Source organism: Novipirellula rosea, from assembly GCF_039541335.1.
GTDB classification, from domain to species: domain Bacteria; phylum Planctomycetota; class Planctomycetia; order Pirellulales; family Pirellulaceae; genus Novipirellula; species Novipirellula rosea.
In genome coordinates this window covers 185904-207870 of sequence record NZ_BAABGA010000018.1, presented here as the reverse complement: position 1 = coordinate 207870, position 21967 = coordinate 185904, and the positions used below count along the sequence as shown (strand labels likewise).

The window sequence follows — 21967 nt, the reverse complement described above, 5'->3', positions numbered from 1 at the left end:
GACAAGACAGGATTTGTCTCGCGGATTTGCTGCAATCGTTGAAATCCGTTTCGATTCCCCAACCCTGTTATCTTAACGTGCAATTACAAAACCGGACTCTCTCGTTCCGGTGCTTTGTCGTGGAAGCCCGTATTTGGCGTTGGAATTTAGCGATAATGCTAACTCGATTGGGTCCGCGAGCAACTTAATGAGTCGCTCACGGGCCCGTTCCTGGCTGTCTCCAACCGCTCCACACGCCCCCGCCGCCGCAACCGAGTTGCGGCGGTTTCCTGCGGCCGACTCGATCAAAGATTGGCAAAAATCTGATCAAGCACGGACGATTCTTCCTCGCCATCGGTTGCCGACGCGGTGTCGGCGGCCAACGAATCGACGATCGAATCAAGATTCGCCACGGCGATGTGATCAAACACGCTCGCTTTGGACGATTCACCTTCGGCCGCGATACTGGAAACCGGATCCTGTCGTACTGCGGCGTTTTCGTTCGCTTCAGCAACGAGCAGGTCACCGACCGCGGTCGCTCCGGAAGCGTAGACGCCATCGGCCGTCGGCACGTAGCGGGTGCTAGTGTTCACCTGCTCACCGGAACCGCTGAACGTGTTGCGGTTCAAGTTAAGCTCGTTGATCACGTTCAGTGCATCGGAAACCGTGACGACACCGTCGCTGTTGGTATCAGGGAACGGTGGCAAATCGGTTGGCGTCGGTTGATCCAAACGGATCGTCGACGCTCCCGCTCGGTTGAGCGAATTGATGATCTGCAATGCATCCAGCGGAGTGACGACACCGTTGTTGTTGACGTCATTTCGGTTGATTGGATTGCGGAACGGATTGCTCGAGACAAACAGTTTGATGTCTTCGACTTCACCACTAGTGGCAACGCCGAGCGAGCCAAGGTTGCTGTCTTCGCTGATTCGGAATCGAGCGTAAATTTCGCCAATCTTGGCGTTGTTAGGAACATCGACCGTAATCGTGTTTCCAGCCCCGACTCCGACCAGCGGACGACCGCTACCAGCCGAACCAAAGCGTTTGACTTCGCTTTCTTCGAAGACGCCGTCTCCATCCCAATCGAACCAAGCGTCCAGGTAGAACACGCCGGGAGCCTGCAGTGGCGTTGTGTCACTTGGGTCCGACGGCAGGTTGATATCGACCAAGAACGTGGTCGAGAACCCAGGTCGTACCGCACCGTTGACACGAATGCCATCGTCATTGCGATCCCCATCGGGAACTTGAGCATCGGCATCCGGTGTCACACCGCGACCGAGATACAGGTTCGAAATCACGTTGTGGCGAGGGCCACCGTCGGCTTCGAGCGATTTGTACGGTGCAGGTGCGTCACCGTAATCGGCTCCGCCTCCGACAAACACGACCAATTCGGTGGTTCCCGCCGTCGTGTTGCTTTGCAGCAAGTTGCCGACGTCATCGCGAATGATCGGCTGAGTCACGGCACCGCTGCCGGTCACCGTTCCGACGCCATCGATGATCAAGCGGTCGCCGACAATCGCGATCGTAACATTGGGCAGTCCGATGCTTTGGATCGCGGCTTGGTACAACTCTGCCACTTCTTGGATCGTGGCATCGATTGGAATCACGACAGGGATCGTGGCGTTTTGGCCAGCGGATGCCAGCAGTTGCAGAGCAGTGTTGCTCAGGTCCACTGCGTAGTTGGCATCGCCACCCAGCGTGACTCGGCCGTCGCCGATGTTTTCAGGGTTCAGTCCTAATCCTGCACCCGCAATGGCTCGTACCAACGCATCCGCAATGCCATCAAGCGTGGGGTTCGCCCCAATTACCACGGGAATCGCACCCGGGGTGATCACGCCGTTTCCGGAATCCAATTCGAAGGTTCGAACCAGAGTTGCACCGCGTTGGATGACAAAGGTTTGGCCGTCGGCGATGTCATCGCTGACGTTCGCCAAGGTGTTTGGCACGCGAAGCCCAAATCCGGCTGCCGTTCCAATCGCAGGGCCGCTGATCGTGTTGGTCACGCGGATATTATCGGATAGCGTCGATCCGTTGGCGAGCGGCGAGTCGGCCAAGATCACCACACGGTTGTTCAGCACCGATGATGTGAGGTTCAATCCCGATGCTTGGATCTGGGTGTTGAGTGCTTCGGCCAATTGTTGCGTGGAATCAGTAACGATCACAGGCACAAGGACGCTGTTGGGATCGTTTTGAGTTCCATCGGAATCAAACTCGAACGTCAGCGAATTCGTGCCGTCAAAGACGGTCACGGTTTCGCCGTCGGCCGCACCAAATAGTGCCGAGGTCATCGTGAACGTGGTGTTGGTAACGGTGACCGTGAACACGTCACTCAGTGGCGTGGCCGAAGCGAGTGTGGAATCGCCGAGCAATTGGATTTGATTATCCAGTGCAGTGGCATCCAGGTTCAAAATCGATGCGTTGATCGCATCGGCGAGGGCCGCCGTCAATTGGCTGACACTCAGGGTCGTGGCAACCGGTACGGCAACGGTGCTTGCAGTTCCGAAACCACCACTGGTTTGACCATCGGTGTCAAATTCGAACGTGACTTCGTTTTGTCCGTCAAAGACTCGGATCGATTGTCCATCGATGTTCGCTCCAAACAAGCTCGGAGCGACCACGATATTGATCCCCGTGTCGGCTTCGAGTGTCGTGAACGAACCATCCAAACCAATCACCGTTGTCAGGGCGCGGTCGGAGTAATTCGATCCGGTTTGCACCCGAAGGACGGCGTCGGTCGAGTCGAGCAAGCGGATGACATAGACCGAATTGTCTTGCCAAACTCCCGCCAGCGGTGTCAAGCGAATGACATTGTTCGATGGGTCGTAGCCGAATCGATAGTCGATTCCTTCGACCAGCGTTTGCCCGTCTCGGGTGACCAGGATTGCATCGCCTGTGACGCTGTCATCATCGATGCCCACCCCTGGGGTTGGGTCCGCACCGGCGATGCCGTCGATCAATTGAATATCAAATGCATCAAAGATGTCGCCTCGGCCGGTAACCACTTGGCCGCCGTCAAGTCCGATGTCCGGAGCCCGTGGCGATACCAGGATAGCCCGCGGTCCGACTTCATCCGCACGGTCTTCGGCACCACGATCTTTGAACACCCGTTCGCCGATACCCGAGGGGGTTTCCACGTCAGGATCGTCGACTCGCAATTGACCATTGACATCGAATGACGGAGCAATGATCGGGCTCGGTGGCAACCCAATTGCACCGCGTACGGTGATCAGCGACGGTCGGTCTTCTAGCGAATCGATCGAGCTGTCGATGAGTGGCGTGCCGGCTCGTGGCGTGAATACCAGTTGAACCGGATCGATAAAGACTTCTTGTGACGAGTTGATCTGTTGTGCAAAGGCACCTCGAGCATCCGTTTGGTTGCTGCGAGCATCCGTGGCGTTTCGGTAATAGGTGGTTCCACCAATCACGGTCTGCAGGCTGGCATCGTCGATTGCAATCGCGGTTTGAGCGTTTGCGATCACGTTGTTCAGCAGCGTCGGTGCGGCTCCTTGTTGAACCACAATCCCTTGGCTGCCGGGAACATAGATGTCCGCTGCGACGGTTGACAATGCACCCACCGCATCAATGTCGGCACCCACCGCACCGGTGGTGGAGGTGCCTTGGCCGAGGTCGGTCAACCGCACAAACCCGAAGCGGTCTTGTGCATTGAAACCGAATGCGTCCAGGTCGATCGTGGCATCGATGCCCGCGACCACGCCGACATTGATAAAGTTGACGCCGTCACGGCTGACCGCCACGGAAACCCCTTCGATGGACCCCGTTTCAAAGATCACCAAGTCAGGTCGAGCATCGCCGCTGCCGGTCAAGTAATTGTCGGTGAAACCGACCGTCAACACGCCGCGGCGTCCGAGCGAGGTCGTGAATTCGCCGTCGACTGGTTCGAGTCCGCGGCCGACAACATCGGGAGCCCCGAGTGCTTTTTGCGGATTATCAAAACCGGCGGAGACGTTGGCACCGGCGGTATAGCTAACAACCGTGTCGGCAAAAGAAATCTCGCCTTTGTCAAACAGCAAGTCGTTGAAAATGTCTGGGAACGCTTCATCGGGTCGGTTGACGTTACCGCCCACGATCGTGTTGTTCAAAATTCGATCAAAGGCGATCGGATTACTTTGCGTTCCACCGTTAGGTCCTAGCCCTGTGATACGAACGCCCGCGTTTGCGTTAAACGCCAACACGTTGCTTTGCACCACGACGCCAGGCAGCAAGTCGTTGCTGTTTAGCTCGACCAGGTTGCGAGGGTAAACGATCGCCGCAGGCAGTTGGTCGGATTGGTTGACCCCTTGCACTCGCGATTCGGCACCTCGATTCAGTTCGATGCCGGCATCGGCATTGAAGAGGAATCGGCTGTTTTCGATGATGATCACACCTTGGTCATTGCGATCACGGTTGCTGTCGCCTCGTAATCCAAAGACTTCGATCGAATCAAACGCGGTGCCGTCATCGGTGATCGTGACGTCGCCATACACGTTGATGCGATTGTCATTGAGACTGCCGTTGGCTCCGTTGGCATCCAGCCCCAATACCTGGCGGACCGCCGAGGCACGAAGGGCGTTCATGATGGCAGTGCCCACTTCGTTCGACGTCGCTGATTCGCTGACCACGATCGGGATTTGCGAGTTTGGCGAATTGAGTCCGTCGCTAACACCAAATTCGTTCGTCAAATCAAACTCGAACTGAATCGCGGCACCCGCAGATCCCACGGTGAACGTGGCACCATCGATCAACTCGTTTCCAGAGAACGTTCGCAATGCATAGCCATCGGTCAAACGATCATTGGTGTCAAACGTGCGGAACTGTTCTGCTGCTTCACTGTCGACATATTCGCTGGCGTCACGAATCTCCAGTTGATACGCGCCCGTCACGGTAGGTTGAGTCGGCCGTGGTGTCGAAGTGAAGAATCGTGTTCCGTCTTCGACAAACGTTTCGGTCGGGCTGACCGCACGCGAATTGGTCGCGAGTTCACCACGCTCGGCGAAGCCGATAATGATGTCGTCAATGAACACGCCTTCGTGATTGTTGTCCGCGGTTCCGGCAAGGAATCCGGCTGCGAATTGATCGCCATAACGCAGCTGCTCATTCACAAACGGTCCGAAGTCGTTGATCGTCAGGGCACCCGTTCGCACCATCGCACCGGACGTCGGAGTGAACGAGGTGTCGCCATCGCTGAATCGATCCGCCAAGGCTAGCGAGATCGCTTGGGCGACTTGCGGGGCGGTATCAAATCGGCTGACCTGGATCGGGCGACCCGTCAAAACTTGTTGTCCGCTGACGGGCAGCAAGCTTGGCGATGAAGACGTGATCGTGGCCGTGCCGTCGACTTCGATCAAATTGCCGTCGGTTCGTGCAGTGATCGGCGATAGGAAATTGACCGAAACGGTGTAGGAATCGATTTGGCCGGTTTGAGCGGTACCTGCAATGCGAGGATCGTAGGTCGAGTTTCCAATACCGCTGATGCCGATAAAGATCGGACCATTTTGCGTTGCTGTGACCTGAATCGTATCGCGTGCTTGATTGACAAACCCAGGCAACTCGTTGCCTTTGGCGTCAAAGAAGCGAACGGCAGCGTTCAAGGCGGGATTGGTGACCAAGTCGACGTCAACGAAAATGGTGGTTCCTGCGGTGACATCCGCACGCACCAGGTCCACGTCGTTCAGATTCGACGGATTGCCCAGTGCGTCGACCGTACCGATCCGACCGGTTCCCTTGATCGTGGCGTTGCCGCCCGAGTAAGGCAGTGGCGTGGCTTGGTACAGCAAGTCGTTACGCTCGCCGGTGACGCCAGGAGTGTCGCTTGGGTCCGAGAAATTGAAGTTTTCAATCACGTTGTATTCTGGCAGTGGCAATCCAGCCGCCAGCGACAAGGCCGCCGCAATCTCCAGCTGAGAAAGTTGGTCCAGTGTCACGTTCGATAATGGATCGATCAGATCCACACTGACTTCGTTCGTTGCGACCGGTCGTGTGCCATCGTTCAGGATGAAGGTTTGGCCAGCGTACTCGATCACTTCTCGGTAATCAGGATCCAAGTAGCGAGTCGCCAATACGGCACCCGAAGGCACCAGACGTTTCAGGTCGACCGTGTCCGCGATCAATGATGCGATTTGGCTCGAACTCAGGTCCTCGAGCGAGGTTCCCGTCGGTTGCGATGCCAGCAAGTCGATGCGGATTTGGTCCGCGGCGACGGGGCGAACGCCATCGTCCAGCACGTATTGTTGCCCGTCGACTGTGATCACGGCGACCGCGTTCGGATCGGGACCATACAGTGCCGCGAGTTGACGTCCCGACGGGGCGCTGACGGCGGGAGCCAAGTCGATTGCGAACGCTTCGCCATTAACGACGAGTTGCGAATTTTCGACCAACCCTTTGCCTGCAACCGCACGGATCGATGGGGTTCCAGTCGCCGTTTTACCAGCGGTCGAGAACTCAATTCGCATGCTCAGATTGGATTGGCCCGCAAACGGTTGCAATGGCACGCGTGCTTGACGCCAACTGCCGGTGTTGTCAAACAGTTGCTGTACTTCGACATCGATGTCGTCGTCGTACAACGATCCGGTGCTCAGGCTGATCGCCGATGGGTCATCAAATTCATCGTCGTTTTCGCCAGTGTTGCGGAAGTCACTGTTGCTGGCGACAAGATGTTCGACGCCGTTCGCATCAACAATGTAGACGCGTAGCGAATCGCGGGCACCGTTGATGTCGGCGACATCGTCAGCGTCCAAGAAGTAGCTGAAGTAAAGCGTCGGCAAATCGGTTGCCGCGTATCCCGAAAGGTCAAAGGTGTTACTTTGGACTTCGCCCTTCGCTCCACCAGGCATGTTGTAGGTGTTAACAATGCTGGTTCCGTCCAGTCGCGTTCCGTCAGGAACCTCTGCCGGATGAGCGTATTTGCTCCGGAATTCAGCGGTGTTTTCAAAGTTGAACGCCAAGCTGTTTCCACCAATGCTGCTTTGGCGAGTGTCGCTGAAGTTGCTGCTGACACCATGCCCCGGGTCGGTATCACGACGCTCGGTGACATGCCACAGATTGTAGTCCAGGATGCTGAAGTCCAATCCCAGGGCACCGCCGATACCGGTCGAGATCATCGATCGGCCGCCCGCGAAGACCGGTTGCAACTCACCACGCGTGTTGAACGCGTAGATGTCACCGCCGCCAGTCACACCGAACAAGATCTGACGCAGTTCGCCATCTTCAACACTGGCGGGGCCTGCACGCAGACCGGTGAAGTTGATGCCGACCAAGTCGGTCGCTGAGAGGACGTAGCTTCCCACGGTGCGGTTTCCGACCGCCGAAGCGAGTTCGCCTGATGAAACAACGAACAAGCCCCCAGTGTCGGTAATCGCATACAGATTGTTGTTGACCAATTCGACACCGGTCACCGTCCCGCCGGTTGGCAAGCCGCCCGCAGTCAAATTGCCCGTTGGCAAACTTGCTGCACTGCCGACGGGGTCGCCGATGAATCCACCGACGATACGAACCGAGTGAGCGTCGCTGGCTCCGGCGTCAATGAATGCATTGACGTTGGGTAGGTCGCCTGCCGCGTTGGCTTGGTCGACTGCATTGACAATACGTTGTGCCACCACTCCGGCCGTGTCGGTCGGGAACAACGGGATACGGAAGTTACCGCTTTCAACCCCTGGGGTTCCGCTGAGAACGAGGCTGGTGGAGGTCGTAAGCGGGTTGGTTTGGATCGTGACCGTTTCCGCGTTAGGAACCGACAACTGGGTTCCGGCCGCTGAAACCGATACGCCAGCACCGCGAATCGCCGACGCCAATCGTTCGATCAACGCCTCGGGGCCGAGGTTGGCCGAAATCACAACGGGAATGTTGGTTCCAGTCACGTTCGCCGGATCGCTGACGAATTCGAATACCTTGGCGACTTGGCCTGGCAATTTGATCAAGACTGTGTCACCAAACGGAATCGTCCGCGGATTGCCCGGAGTACCGTCAGGATTGGTCAGCGGCGAATTGTCGATGCTGAGCGTGAAGCCTTGGTCGAACTCGAACGTGACGGTTTCAACTTGATTGGTCAAGGTAAATCGGTCGCCGTCGAACAGGCTTTGCGTGGCAATTCCTGCTGAGTTCACTTCCGTCGCGGCTGTAAAACCAAGTTGCAGCGGTCGAGCACCGGTCGGAGCCGCAGTGTCGATTTGCCCGATTTCGCGTCGACTTGTACCCGCACCCGGAATGTTGCGGTCGAGATTAAAGTTTCCGCCGTTGATTAAGCCGGTGTTCTCGTTGAATCCATACAGAATGTTTGTCGTGTAGGCCAAACCGTTCTGTGGGAACGGACGATTGCCCACCAAGAAACCGGTCTCGGCATTAAGGAATTCGCGAATCGTGATCGCTTCGACTTCCAAACCATCGTCACTTGCGACGTTCAAGTCCGCAAATTGCCCGGGCTGAATGACAGGCGGTGGACTGCTCAAGTGATGCGTGGTAATGCCACCCCCGACCGTAATCGGGGTGCCGAGTGCTGCCGTCGCCGTGTCGATGCTGTAGTAAGCCCATGCGTTGTCGGCGGGCTGGCGATTGCTGAATCCGGTGTAGGCAAACAGTTCGCCGTTGCTTCCGAAGGCCACGTCGCGAACTTCGTCTCCGAAGTTGCCAAGGAACCCGCCGCCCTGAGTCGACGACGTGTACGCCGCTCCGGTGTACGGGTTGACCAAGAACAGTCCGCTGCCGGTGTTGACGTACAGCATGACGTCATCGAACGTGTAGTCGATGATCGAATTTTGGTCGAACAGAACCGGGAACTGTGGAGTCGACGCAGTACCACTGACCGGAATGGCCTCGAAGTGTTCTTCGACAACTCGCCGCACCGAATCAATTGGCTCCAAACGCAATAGCGGGTTGGTCGAGTTGGGATCAAAGAATTGATCCATCGGTTGTGGAACACGTTGCTGATTCGAAACGGCAACATAGTAGATGCCTTCGGACAATTCAGCCGATCCGATGAAGGGGTCGCCCGTTCCGAAGGATCCGCGTGACAAATCTTCCGCATTGGCACTGCCAAGCGGTTGGTCGTCAGCAATGTTGCTGTCGGTGCCGATCAGCACCAATTCACCCGCTTGGTTGAACACATAGATCGCGGTGTCCGTTCGTGCCAAACCGTCGGCGTAATCGAGGTCAAATGCGGTGGCAAGGTACAACGCGGCATTATCGCGAGTCAAGTTTTCGTACTTGATGTCGAACTCGTACCAATCCACATCGGTCAAACTGTCAATTACACCCCCGATGGTCTTGGACAATCGGTCGCTCGACAGCGGTCCGTTGTTGCGAGCAGCGATGGGGTTGCCATTGGCATCGAGAATTGGATTGCCATTCGCATCCACTAGGTTTTGGTCGTCGATGGCGACCGAGTACAGACCGAGACGTTGGGCTGCACTTAAGGTGTCGTTTGCCGTATCCAGTTCGTATTCGTCCCCAGCCAGTGGGCTGTGGATCGGGCCGCCGATCACTTGGATGCCGTTGACCGCGAATCGCACATCGCTAAAGCGGACCTGGGTTCCCGCATGCTCGTCCACTTCTTGCAAACGGATTTGCATTTGATACGAGCCCGATGTCAATCCGCGACGCAGGCTCGATGGCACCGACGCAGCCGATTGGCCCGAGACGACCAAGGATTGATTCGATCCCGATTCGACGCTGCTGCTTCGCACTCGCACGTGATACAGGTTTCGTTGTCCTGCTTCACCCGGCAAAATCAGTCGCATTCCTGCATCGCGTGGATTCGTCGAAAACAAATCTTGGTGATCTTGCGTGGTGATGTTCGGGTCGTTGGCAGAGATCAGGTTCAGCGAGCGAGCATTGGCCGCTGGGAATCGACCATCCGGAGCCACCAAGCGGTTTTGAGTCCCCAAGGACTCGGCCATCGAGTTGTCCGACAACACCAACGTGTTGCCGTTCGCATCGATCAGTTCGATGATCGTATCGAGTCGCATATCGGTTCGGTCGATGTCCAACCAAACTTGCGTTCCCGCTTCACCGATGAACGAATAGACGTCGATATCACTGGCTTGGCTGATCGAACCGTCAACGATAAATCCAAGCCGGCGATTCTCGTCGCCCGAAGTTTGGTTCGGGGCGAGTTCGCCGAGGAACTGAGACTGACCCGGAGTCGGGTTGGTATCCGAAACGCCCACGTTGCGTGGCTCGTTTTCGGTGGTGATTGAAACGTTGCGGTCAGCAGCCGCTTCGCGAATCGTAATGCCGTCCCAGTCGCCACTGCCTTCGATATTCAGCGGCAATTGGACCACAAACGGGTTCGCCGGGTCACTTGGAATCCATTCGATGAAACTGGTTACTTTGGCTCGGTCCTGAGCCGAGTCGAGTGTCCACGCGAAACTGGTTCCGATGTCGCCAATGCCAAACGCAGCGGTGGCGTTGGGGAACAACGGATCGTTGGCCTGCGCGGTCAACGCTTGGTCGATGTCACCCAACACGGTGAAGTTGGTGTTTTCCGTATCAACCGCAGTTAGCAAGCGAGCCGCATCGTCGGCCATCCAGCCATCGTAGGTCGCGTTGAACTGGTTCGTTCCGTCGTTGACGTATATACCACCATGGCTGAAACCAACGCGGTTTTGCCCGTTGATTGTCATCGCGCGGAAATCTTGTTCCCCGGGAACGCCAACACTGTAAAGCGTATCCGTGTTGCCATTGCCGACGTCTGCGTCGAGATAGTTGATGACTTGGATATTGGCACCGAAATCTTGATTGTCGGGCGTGAAAAACTCGACCGCCGTGTACATAACTGCACGGTTGTCCAAGAAGAACGTCGTGGCAACCCAGTTCACGGGACGCGGATCGTTAGGGTTACTGGACATGTTGAACGTGCCCTCGCTAATAACCGTGTCGCTCGAGATCAGGGTCGCTGGTCGTGTGATCGTCGTTTGACTTAGCCGGAGAGTTGTGTCAGCCAACGGGATTAAAAAAGATCCCAACGGATAGTCAATGTCAACGATAGTGGTTTCGAGGAAACCGTAGTTCTGTTGTTGCAACCGAGTTGCAGTCGCTTGATCGATTCCCGTGACCGAGATGTTCGTGACCTCGTTGCCATCGGTAACGGTGCCCTCGAAGAATCCAATGACGTTCGGGTCAATGTCGTTGTCGATGCGAGTGCCATTGTCGACTTCGCGATCGGTGCGGTCGTACTCAGGGCCAACGGGAAGCCCCGGAGGCGTCGCTGTTGTTGTGGTTTGAGACGACAGGATCGATTGGCGAATCCCATTGGCATCGGTGTCCACCGAAGGGCTGCCATCAGGTCGGAATCCAGCACCAATCGTATCGTCGACCAACGCGGTCAACACGACGGGGAAATCGGGATGGCCCACGACTTGCAAGCTGCCGCCGATACGGTCGGCAATGTCCTGGAACTGATCTTCGGATGTTTGCAGATTTCCACCCGCCACGATGCCGGCAGTGGCACCTTCAAACTTCACGACCAGGCTTCCACGTGCGTCACTTTCCAGACGCATGCCACCGTAGATGTGTTGGTTCGGGATTTCGATCGTGTCACGAACGATGTGGACAATATCGACGTCGTCTAGCACGACTTCGGTCGACACGGCACCGCCGCGGACTTCGATGCCGTTTAGGCCGAAACGATCAACAGTGTCCGGAAGGTCTTCGTCTTGTGCCAAGCGGTTGCCTTGGATCAGCGGACCGCTATTGCCCGTGGACCGAATCATGTCGATCCGACCGGTGCTGCGGCCAGCATCGGTGACTTCGTTGAACGAGAAACTGTTGACGTCGAAGGTACCGACAGGTCCATAGCCACCGATAAACGTGTTGTTGGCAATGACCGGTTGTGCGGCGCGAACAAAGATGGTGCCGCTCGCGTTGTCGCTACGGCCTCCGCGGTCGGGATCATCGACATTGACGACTTCCCGTCCGTCATCGTTCATTTCAAAGCGGCTGTTCGCCACACGCAGTTCGCCTTGGTGAACTTCGATGGCATTGAAACTGGCGAATCCACCAGGGATACGAGAGATACCACCGCCACCTGCGATCACGGCGTGATCGATCGACGCTGCACCGCCGAAGCCGACATAAAGTCCCGCCCAATCGCCATGGCTGAGCGCGTCGGTGGTGTTCGTGCTGTTGGTGTCAAACGTTCCGCCGGCACCGTAGCGGTTGTCGGCCAAACTAGTCATGATGACGGGGCGTTCGGCGGTGCCTTCGGCATAGAAATGGGCGCCAAAGGTCACGTCGATGCGAGCACCATCGAGTTTGATGATCGTGCCGGGATCGACGGTTAGCCCTGCATCGGGACGCGCCGTGCGTTGGCCCGTGGTTGCCGAAAGTGCGGTGCTGCCTGCCAGTGCCGTATCGATAAACGCAGTATCGCTCGCATTCAAGCTGGCGACCAACAAGTAGGGCCCGTCACTGCCATCGGCTTGAACGGTCGCACGATAAAGTCGTCGTGATGTGAACGTTGACGATGCAGGCACGGTTGGTAAACCCGTCAATTGCAACGCGCCATCGTCTTGCAACGTAAACGCCGCCGTGGGCTGGCTCGCATCACTTTCAACTCCGCCAGACGTGGCGAATGTCATGCGGTAGCGATACGATCCGGCAACCATATTGCCTTCGAGCGGTTCGCCTGCGGTGTCCGTTGACGAAGCGCGGATGAGCAAGCTGACCGGGGCGTCAACGGTTTGGACCAAACCGCCAGCCGAACCGGTGATTTGTAGGTTTTCCGTTAAAACATGAACGATGTCGGTGTCGTCAAGCCGAGCGCCGACAGTCAGCGGTTGCAACTGGCCGCCGGTTCGCGTGGCGACGCGAACAAACAAACCGTTGATGGTGTTGTCGTCGAGTTGGTTGCCGCGAATGTGAGGCCCGACTCGCGAGTAGTCCGGTGTAAACACGGGGCCGCTTGCCGACGAAGTCATGAATCGTGACTCGGCAAACGTATCGGGGGTGGCTGCCATCGCCGCGTCGGCCGACACGCTGATGCTGCTGTTGATGATCGTCGGACGTGTCACTGCCATGTCGATTGGACTGATGACCGTTTGGCGACCATTCAGTGACACTTGTCCGCCACCGTAACGCAGATCGGCGTACTGGATGTGGTTGAGGAAGATGCCTTCATCTTCGAGGAATTTACGTGACTCGTCAGCAGAGTCGATGTCGCCGCGGAAATCGATCCCGCCCCAATCACCCTTGGACGCACTGTCGGGGACGTCTGGGTCCAAGTTGTCATTGAAGCTGGTGAAGACCACGCTGCCTGGGATCGCAACCCCATTGGCGTCGGTGATGATCCGTCCATTGGATCCGATCAATGTTGGCGTGCCCAAAATCTGTAGCGAAGATTCGCTTTGATCGACAAGCGGTGCAGTGCTGCCTACCGAGACTTGGCTGCGTCGCATCTTGAAGACGGCACCCGCATCAATAACGAGGTTGACGCCTTTGGGAACGACAATCGAATCGCCATCAGCAAGCGAGATCCCGCGATTGTCTTTTCCGATTTGGTAGGCAAAGTTGTCCTCCAACGTGCTGACGTCGCCATCGACACCGCCGTTGCCGACAACACGAATCGTGTCGCCCGGCAAGGCCGCCGCCAAGGCATCTTTCAAGTTCAGATACGGATTCGGAGTCGCCCGGCTGAGGTCGGGATTGGTCGCCGCTTTGTCAACGAATAACGTCGTGTTCGGGTCGTTAGGCACAAACCAGAAGTTGAATAGTCCGCCCGGGTTGCCATCCAGGTCTCCATCGAGCGAATTGCCAGAATTGTCCTTGATGCCGTCCGCTTCTTTGGCGCGGAACGATAGCGATAATTCGTACGTGCCTTCGCTCTTGCCGCCAAATCCGCTGCCAGGGGTTGCAGGATCATAGGTCGTATTGCCCGAAGCGCTGACACCAATCGCGTAGGTGCCTCTTTCCAAGTCCAATTCGATCAGCGAATCATCACTAAAGTAGTCGTCGTTCGCGGCCACCTCGGTGAACTTGCCGGTGATGCTGTCGCGTTTGTACAAACGCAGCGCGGTGTTCAACAAGCTTGCACTTGGCAGTCGTTCGGCAATCGTTTCGATGCTGACTTTGCCTGGCTGATTCAACGTGAATTGATACACGTCAATGTCGTTGCTCTCGGGGCGGTACAAGAATTGTCCGTTGACAATGTCGGCAACGCTCGGGAATGCAGGTTCGTTGTCGGTGCCCGGATTGAGTACCGATTCGGTGCTTTGCGTTACCGGTTGGGGCAGGTGATCGGCATAGCCATAGCCGAGCAATTGTCCAACGGCAAGGAATGCACCTCGAAAGAATTCGCCGCCAAGTTGATCGTCGGTCGATTGATCAAAGTCTTGAAAGTCCAATACCACAAGGTCGTCAATGCCGTCGACGTTGCGGTCACGGGTTGCCACCACGACCGCTTCGGGGCCGGTCGTCTGCACCGTGCCATCGGGGTTGCGGATCGCGGTCGCACTGTTAACGCGAGGGTCTGCGCCGTACAGTTCGCCCACTGCGATCGAGAAGGAGGATGCTTCGGTCAAACCACCGTTGGTTTCCACGAATTGAACGCCGAGATATTCGCTAAACAGCGACAGCACTTCGCGAACGCGCGCCTTCTGTTGTTCGGTGATCAGGTTGAAATATTCACGCGTTTCATCGATACCGGCTTTTGTCGGATCGTCACCCAACCAACTGTTGACGAAGTTGTATTGGAACACCGCGATGCCGTCTTCGGAATCCGCTCCACGGCGAAACACGTCCAGCGGAATGGTGCGGTCAAGTCGCGATGGATCGTCCGGACGCAAATTGCGTGTCCCCGGAACGCCTTCGCCTGGAAGGTTCAATCCGTAGCTGCTGGTGTTGCGAATCTCGCTGGTCAAACGTGCCGATTGAATGCCTGCGTTGGGATTGCTGCTGATCGTCCAAGTGTTGTTCAGGTTCAACGCATTGGAGAAATTGTCCGCAGGATCCGAGTTGATTGGAACTTGCGTTGGCATGATCTTGATCGGTTCGCTTGAACCGATTCGCAAACGCGCCGCACCCTTAATAAAGGTGCTGCCATTACCAAGCGGGTCGACGACCCGTGACAGTGCACTCGGGAATTCTAGACGGACGACCTTGGTCAACGAATTGTAGACCGCCGACGTCGGAGCCATTTCGAAATCGTCGCTGCTGGTCAACGTGTCTCGTGTGTAGATCAGACGGTACAGGTCTTCACGTTCCAGTGTCGCGACGTTGACATCGCCGCCATCCACGTGAACCTCGATCACGTTGGGCGCCGAGGTGAGCGTTCCGTTGGCCGACCGAGTGACTGGTTGAGGAACCACGGCCAGGACCTTGGGACCAACGTTGACGGTGAACTGACCGCTAACGCTGATGCCATCGTTAAAGTATTCGCCATCTTCGTTGCGCAATCCAAGTGCGCCGGCGGCATTGATGTCGATCCGGTAGGTATCGTCAGGAAGCGTTTCGGCAAAACGGAAAACCACTTCACGCGGTGAATCGCCAAGACCAACGTAACCCGGTTGGATCACCGAATCGCTGGCACCGCTAAGCACGAGCGGTGAAAAGGTCGGAGTGCGGTTGCCCATCAACGTCGAGCCGTTGCCAAATTCGAGCGACCCGGTCACCAAACGTGACGCTTCTTCATTGCTGTTAATCGCGAGCAAAAATTGATCGATCGTCGTCTCGAAACCAGGCGTCGAGTTGACTTGTAGCTCGACCGTGTTTCCGCTGACCAATACCAGCGGCAAGGCGGAACCGCCAAAGTTTCGCTGTTTGACGATCACTTGCGTGCCCGTTCCCGCGGAACCGGTTTCTGTCGCAGTCAAGCGGACGCGGACCGCTCCGTTGGTGCCCAAATCGCTCAGCGCTTGCGCGGCGTTGGCCCCGGTCAGCGTCAAGCTGCGGCTGGTGTCAACGCTTAGACCCACTTTTGCTAGCGAGGCGCCGCTGACCTGTTGAACGCTGATGAATTGGTTCACCGAGGCGGTGTTGTTCACCGCGTTGACCAAGTCCGCAACGGTAGCGGGGCGACCGGTGGCGCTGTTCAAATTCAGCGTGATCACCGGCTGAATGCCCGATGCGTTGACCGAGGTGATGACGGGTAAGCCATTGGGGCCCCGATCGCTCGTCGCAAACACGATTTGAGTGCCGTTTCCAGCAGCACCCGTGGTTTGCGAGCGGAATTCGACCAAGACCGAGCCGTTGGTTCCCAAATCGGTGGTAGCGTTGGCGGCTTCAAAGAAACCATCGCTGCCGGCGCGAGTGATCGTGATTCCCTGCAGACTTTCAGGCGAAATCACCGCGTCGTCATTGAACCGGAACACCAATTCGCGAGGCGAAACGTTCAATTCCGGCACGCTCGTTGGCAGCGTATTGGTGATCTGAGTCTCGAAGTCCCGAAACAGATCCCCTTCGTTACTCTGCACACCGATCAACTCAGGGCCCGCAAGTAATTGACGCGTTTCCAGCGTCTCGGAGAGCAAACGACGCTCCTTGCGACGACGCTTCATGCGCAATCGATCCGACAAGTTGCGAACTTTTTTCTCGATACCGTCTCGAACACTCGATTTACGGTTGGTCATCAAACAGCCTCTTATTCAGTGCCAATGGCAATGGCAAAAATGTGTTTTGGGAATCTGCGAAAAGCTTTCCAACTTTTGGCACAGGGTGCGTCACGGTTCGGTTCGGAGCCACGACTTGGGGCTGTAAGCCGATCGTTCTCGCCCGGGTCAGAGCGAGGTTCGACTTACAAAAAAGTTTAAATGCGTGCTGTGGGTAAATTGGGTGAACTGGGGTGTCTGTACGCAGAGCCTGTTCTGAATTCTAGTTGTGGTTTAGCGTCAAGCAACGAAAATCGTCTGCTGTACGGGGTTTAGATCAGGTTTGAGGTCTTTTAACCGTACCTCTGATTCTCTCGATCGGCGGCGTTGTTGGACGATTCGTTAGAACCGAAAGTTCCGCTATTGCCTTGTGAATCCTTGCGTTGCTAACGTCCGACATAATTCGCACCGTAATTCCAAAAATCGACCGTAATTGGAGGGGTTATCGGGGCATGGCCGCCGAACATCGCTTCGCTCCCCCGTCAGGATGACTTATCTCATGACTGGACAAACGTATCCTGTCGCCTCTGCAGCCCGCACTTTTCGCCGTTGCAGTTCGCTCGCATCGTGGGTCACGATCTCACTGTTCGCCTGTTCAGGTTGTCAGTGGGCCGCCAGTGGTAAAAACGCTCAGGGAGCCCGGCTTTACGAGCAGGGCCAGTACACAGCGGCACTGCAGCAGTTCCAGCAGGTCATCGAAACCGACCCAAATAATGCCGACGGTTACTACAATTTGGCGGCTACCACCCATCGGCTGGGGAACCAGCGTGGGGAAAGCGAATTGATCCAGCAGGCGGAAGCGTTGTACAACCAATGTCTCGATTACGACCCTAATCACGTCGATTGCCACCGCGGTCTCGGCGTGCTGTTGGTCGACACCGGACGCGCTGATCGTGCGTTTGCCCTGCTAAAGAATTGGGCAGCCCAGAATCCGACCTTTGCCGAACCGCGGATCGAACTGGCTCGCCTGTACGAAGAGTATGGCGAACCCCAAACGGCCCTAAAATATCTCGAAGATTCCGTTCAATTGGATGCCAACAACGCTCGCGCATGGCTAGCGTTAGGACGTCTGCGTGAAAAATCGGGCGATCTGCAGCAGGCTTTGCAGAATTACCAGCGCAGCTTGGCACTGAACAACATGCAACCGGCCGCCGCCGAGCGAATCGCCTCGCTCAGCCAGCATCTAAACGCGGCACCTATTCCCGTCACCCAAGGCGGTGCTACCCAGATCGCCTCGCCGGTGGGGTATGACAGCGGTTTTATCCGTCGCTAAATCGGCGGGCTGCTGAGGGGAATCTTCTTAAGACCGGACGCACTCTGCCGCGCCGGACATCGCCTTTTCCGCTAATGGCTGTCACCCAGTCGCACCCAGTCGCACCCAGTCGCGATGTGCAGCTTGGTGTGGCTCGTTTGGCGGTTTTGGCTGGCTCAAAGGGGTTGGTTGGCGATCGGATTTAGCAAAGCACGTCCCGCTTGCTTTGTCCACTCTCGTCGAAACCAGGAAAAAGGCATACGATTGGCGATTCGTTTCAATCGGATCCCCTTCCTCTTTCCCCTGTAAAACGCATCATGAAGTCGATGGAAAAAATCGTGTCGTTGTGCAAGCGACGTGGCTACTTGTTTCAATCCAGCGAGATTTATGGTGGTATCCAAGGGTTTTGGGATTATGGTCCGCTGGGCGTCGAGCTAAAGCGAAACCTCAAAGACGCGTGGTGGCACGACATGATCAGCGGCCACAACGAATTGGTGAAGCCCGAGTCGGCCCCGAGGGCCTTCGAAATGGTGGGGCTCGATAGCACGATCATCATGCACCCCCAAGTTTGGAAGTGTAGCGGTCACTACGATCTGTTTCATGATCACATGGTCGATTGCCGCGAATCCAAGAAACGGTATCGGTTTGATCAGATTCGTGGCCGCTGGGTCGAGTATCAAGACAAGAAAGTTTTTGTCACGACGATGGCCGAAGCCGAGCAGGAGCTCGACGAAGTCCGTCGCCGCGGCATGAAGTTTTTCAAGCTTCGCAACAAAGACGCTGACAAGATTACCGTGGGCAATGAATCGCTTACGCTCGACAAGCTGGATTCGACCGAGAACGTTTTGGCGCCCGATGCGAAGAGCTTGGACACGTTAACCGAGCCTCGCGAATTTAACTTGATGTTCAAAACGACGCTCGGCGCGTTGGGGGGGGAAGACGACACCACGTTTTTGCGTCCCGAGACTGCGCAAGGGATTTTCGTCAATTTCAAAAACGTGCTCGACAGCAGCCGCGTCGGACTGCCGTTTGGGATTGGCCAGGTCGGCAAGAGTTTTCGAAACGAGATTACCCCGCGAAACTTTACTTTCCGCTCGCGTGAATTCGAGCAGATGGAGATCGAATTTTTCTGTCACCCAGACCAGTCTCAGGAGTGGTACCGCTATTGGCGTGATCGCCGTTTAGCGTGGTACAAGGAGCTGGGGCTATCGGATGAATCGCTAATCATGCGCGAGCATCATCAGGAAGAGTTGGCACATTACAGCGTTGGCACGGCCGACATTGAATATGCGTTTCCGTTCCTGCCCGAAGGCGAATACGGCGAATTGGAAGGAATCGCTCACCGTGGCGACTTTGATTTGCGTAGCCACATGGAAGGCAAACTCGATCCGTCGACGCGTCCGATGCAAGTCGAGTTGGGCGAGGATGGCAAACCCAAGTATCGTGGCAGCGGTCGCGATCTAACCTACCGTGACGAAGCGACAAACGAGAAGTTCGTGCCGCATGTGGTCGAGCCCTCTGCCGGTGCGGACCGTGGCGCATTGGCGTTCCTTTGCGAAGCCTATACCGAAGACGAGGCGCCGGACGAGAATGGCAAGATGCAAACACGGACAGTGATGAAGCTGCATCCTCGCTTGGCTCCGATCAAAGCGGCTGTTTTTCCGCTCGTGAAAAAAGATGGCATGCCCGAAGTGGCTCACGAAATTTACGGTGAACTGAAGCGGCACATGAACGTGTTCTACGATGAAAAAGGAGCGGTCGGACGACGCTATCGTCGGCAAGACGAAGCGGGCACGCCCTACTGTATCACGGTTGATACCGATACTTTGACCGATCGAACGGTCACGATTCGTGATCGTGACACGTTGGAGCAAACTCGTGTCAAGATCGACGACGTGGTGGCGGATCTGCGAACGCGGATCAATGGCTAGCGAATCGGTTTATGCCATGCTGCCGAGCGTCACGCACGACTTCCGCTACGGTTTTTTTGACAGGGCCGAGTGAAGTGATTGAGCCGCTCGCCACGCTGCGGTTTCTAGATTACTTCGCTGCCTGTCGATCACGTCGGTTCGTAGATCACATCCGTTCGTGAGATTCCGATAGGGGACTCTCACGGATGGGGGTCAAGCGGCAATCGACTTGATGGCAATCTCTTGCTTCTGATGCAGCGTCCGGTAGGCTTCGGAAGTACGGATCAGTTCGTCGTGGGTGCCCGTCGCGGTGATCTTGCCTTGTTCCATTACGATGATGCGATCTGCCAACGTCAGCGTCGATAGACGGTGAGTGATCATCAGTGCCGTTCGGCCTTGTAGGAACGACTCCAACGCTTCGTGGATCAGTCGCTCACTTTCGGGGTCGATTTGGCTGGTGGCTTCATCCAGGACGATCAGGGGTGAGTCGCGAAGGATAGCACGTGCCAACGTCAATCGTTGCCGTTGTCCGCCCGAGAGTTGGTTGCCATGTTCGCCGATTTTGGTGTCAAAACCGTTGGGCAACGCTTCGATGAACGACAGCGCATGTGATTGTTCAGCGGCTTGGCGAATGCGTTCAGGATCGACCGCACCACAGCCATAGGCGATGTTTTTCGCAACGGTGTCATCAAACAATGCAGCTTGTTGGCTGACCACGGTCACATACCGGCGAAGGTCGCGAACGGAGTACTCTTTTAGCGAAATGCCATTCAGTAGGACTTCGCCCTCGCGGGGATCGTAGAAACGCGGCAGCAGGTCCATCATCGTGCTCTTGCCCGACCCGTTGGCTCCGACAATCGCGATGTGCTCGCCTGCGTGGATATCGACATTGATTCCATCGAGCACGGTTTGGTCACTGCGATAACCAAAGCTGATGTTTCGGAAACTCAGGTCAACCGGACCGCTGGGCAGCACGTGAGGATGTTTAGGTTCTTCGATTTTCCGCGGGCAATCGAGGTGTGCGTACAAACGATCCGCAGCAAGTGCACCGAGTCGAATATTCATGTGCACGCCGCCGAGTTTTCGCAGCGGGTCGGTGGCCCCTAACAGCAGACCGTAGAACAACACCAACGTGCTGAACGTCATTTGGCTGCCTGACATTCGGATGCCAAAAATATGGGTTTGCTCTCCGAGCACAAGGTAGCCGCCAGCGAGCAGTGACAGACAAACGACTCCGGTACCGAGCACTTCATTGTTGCCACGCAACAACGCGTCATACCAAGTAATACGGACTTGTTGTTGGTACAGTTTGGCGGCCGTTTCACGCACGGCGCGACGTTCGGGAGCCTCGGTGTTATGCGATTTGATGGCTTTGACATAGGTCAGCGATTGGACCAATTGGTTCATCAGCCCCGCCGACCCTTCCATCGCTCGCAGTGTGGTTTGTTTGATCGATTGATTGATTCGCATCAGTACGAGCATGGCTGCGGGACAAACCAATAATGACACAATCAACAGTCGCCAATTGACCAGGGCAGCACCCGCGACGCAGGTCGCCAATTTGAGCGGTTCACGTAACAAACGGCCGATCAATGTTTGTACCGTGCTGCCGATGTGGGTTGTTTCGTAATTCACCCGGCTTGCCAACGCGCCGGTGCCATGACGGTTCAGTTCGGCCAAGTCGCTTGAAAGCAACGCGCGAAACAATTCGTTTTGTAGTCGGAACACCACTCCTTGAGAGACTCGCGTCACCAAGACCATGTTCATGCCTAAAAGCACGCAGCGGATCACCGTCATCGAAATGACAAACGCGACGACGGCAGCTAATGTTCCAAATGGAGTCGTTGGGGCGTAGGCGTCGATCCATGGCTGCGCTGCTTCGTGCAGTCGTAGACGTTGCTGGATCGATTCACGACGAGCGGCCGCTTCCAAGTTCGATACGTCTGCCGAGGCGACTGCTGCAACGGTCGTGGGGGCGTTGTCGCCCGCGACGTTGTCTTGCGGTGTCAGCTCTGGATTGGCAGCCAGAGGTTCGCCCAATTCGGCCAGTTCGGATTTCAGCTGCGCCGTCTGCTGAGTTGACCAAGAGGATACCGTTTGGCCATCAAAGATCACCTCGACAAAAGGATAGACGGCCGCGAGATTGCTGCCCCACGTCAACGCGATCAAGAGCGAGCAGATCGTGGCCATCACGACGGACCAACGGTACTGGGCGACCAGACGCACCGCTCGGAATAGATTTTTCATGCCAATTC

General features: G+C 56.3%; 4 protein-coding genes. 2 read left to right on the top strand and 2 right to left on the bottom strand.

Annotated elements, in window-relative coordinates; genetic code table 11:
* Window positions 1-284: 284 nt before the first annotated feature.
* Window positions 285-16532, bottom strand: a complete 16248-nt coding sequence (locus tag ABD971_RS07400) for a GEVED domain-containing protein (RefSeq protein ID WP_345320796.1) — start codon at window positions 16530-16532, stop codon at window positions 285-287.
* 517 nt (window positions 16533-17049) lie between these two features.
* Between ABD971_RS07400 and ABD971_RS07395 the strand changes: the two genes are divergently transcribed.
* On the top strand, window positions 17050-17823 hold the full coding sequence (locus ABD971_RS07395; protein ID WP_339939450.1) for a tetratricopeptide repeat protein: 774 nt from the start codon (window positions 17050-17052) through the stop codon (window positions 17821-17823).
* A gap of 305 nt (window positions 17824-18128) precedes the next feature.
* A complete protein-coding gene (locus ABD971_RS07390; RefSeq protein WP_339939628.1) occupies window positions 18129-19733 on the top strand; it encodes a glycine--tRNA ligase in 1605 nt (534 codons plus the stop codon).
* A 192-nt stretch (window positions 19734-19925) separates the two neighbouring features.
* Here the strand turns inward: ABD971_RS07390 and ABD971_RS07385 are convergent, their stop codons facing one another.
* Window positions 19926-21959, bottom strand: coding sequence for an ABC transporter ATP-binding protein (locus ABD971_RS07385; RefSeq protein WP_345320794.1), 2034 nt, complete (start codon window positions 21957-21959; stop codon window positions 19926-19928).
* Window positions 21960-21967: the final 8 nt, after the last annotated feature.

Bases quoted from the DNA above. Each gene is read 5' to 3' on its own strand.
- ABD971_RS07400 (WP_345320796.1), bottom strand. From the start codon at position 16,532: ATGACCAACCGTAAATCGAGTGTTCGAGACGGTATCGAGAAAAAAGTT.
- ABD971_RS07395 (WP_339939450.1), top strand. From the start codon at position 17,050: ATGACTGGACAAACGTATCCTGTCGCCTCTGCAGCCCGCACTTTTCGC.
- ABD971_RS07390 (WP_339939628.1), top strand. From the start codon at position 18,129: ATGGAAAAAATCGTGTCGTTGTGCAAGCGACGTGGCTACTTGTTTCAA.
- ABD971_RS07385 (WP_345320794.1), bottom strand. From the start codon at position 21,959: ATGAAAAATCTATTCCGAGCGGTGCGTCTGGTCGCCCAGTACCGTTGG.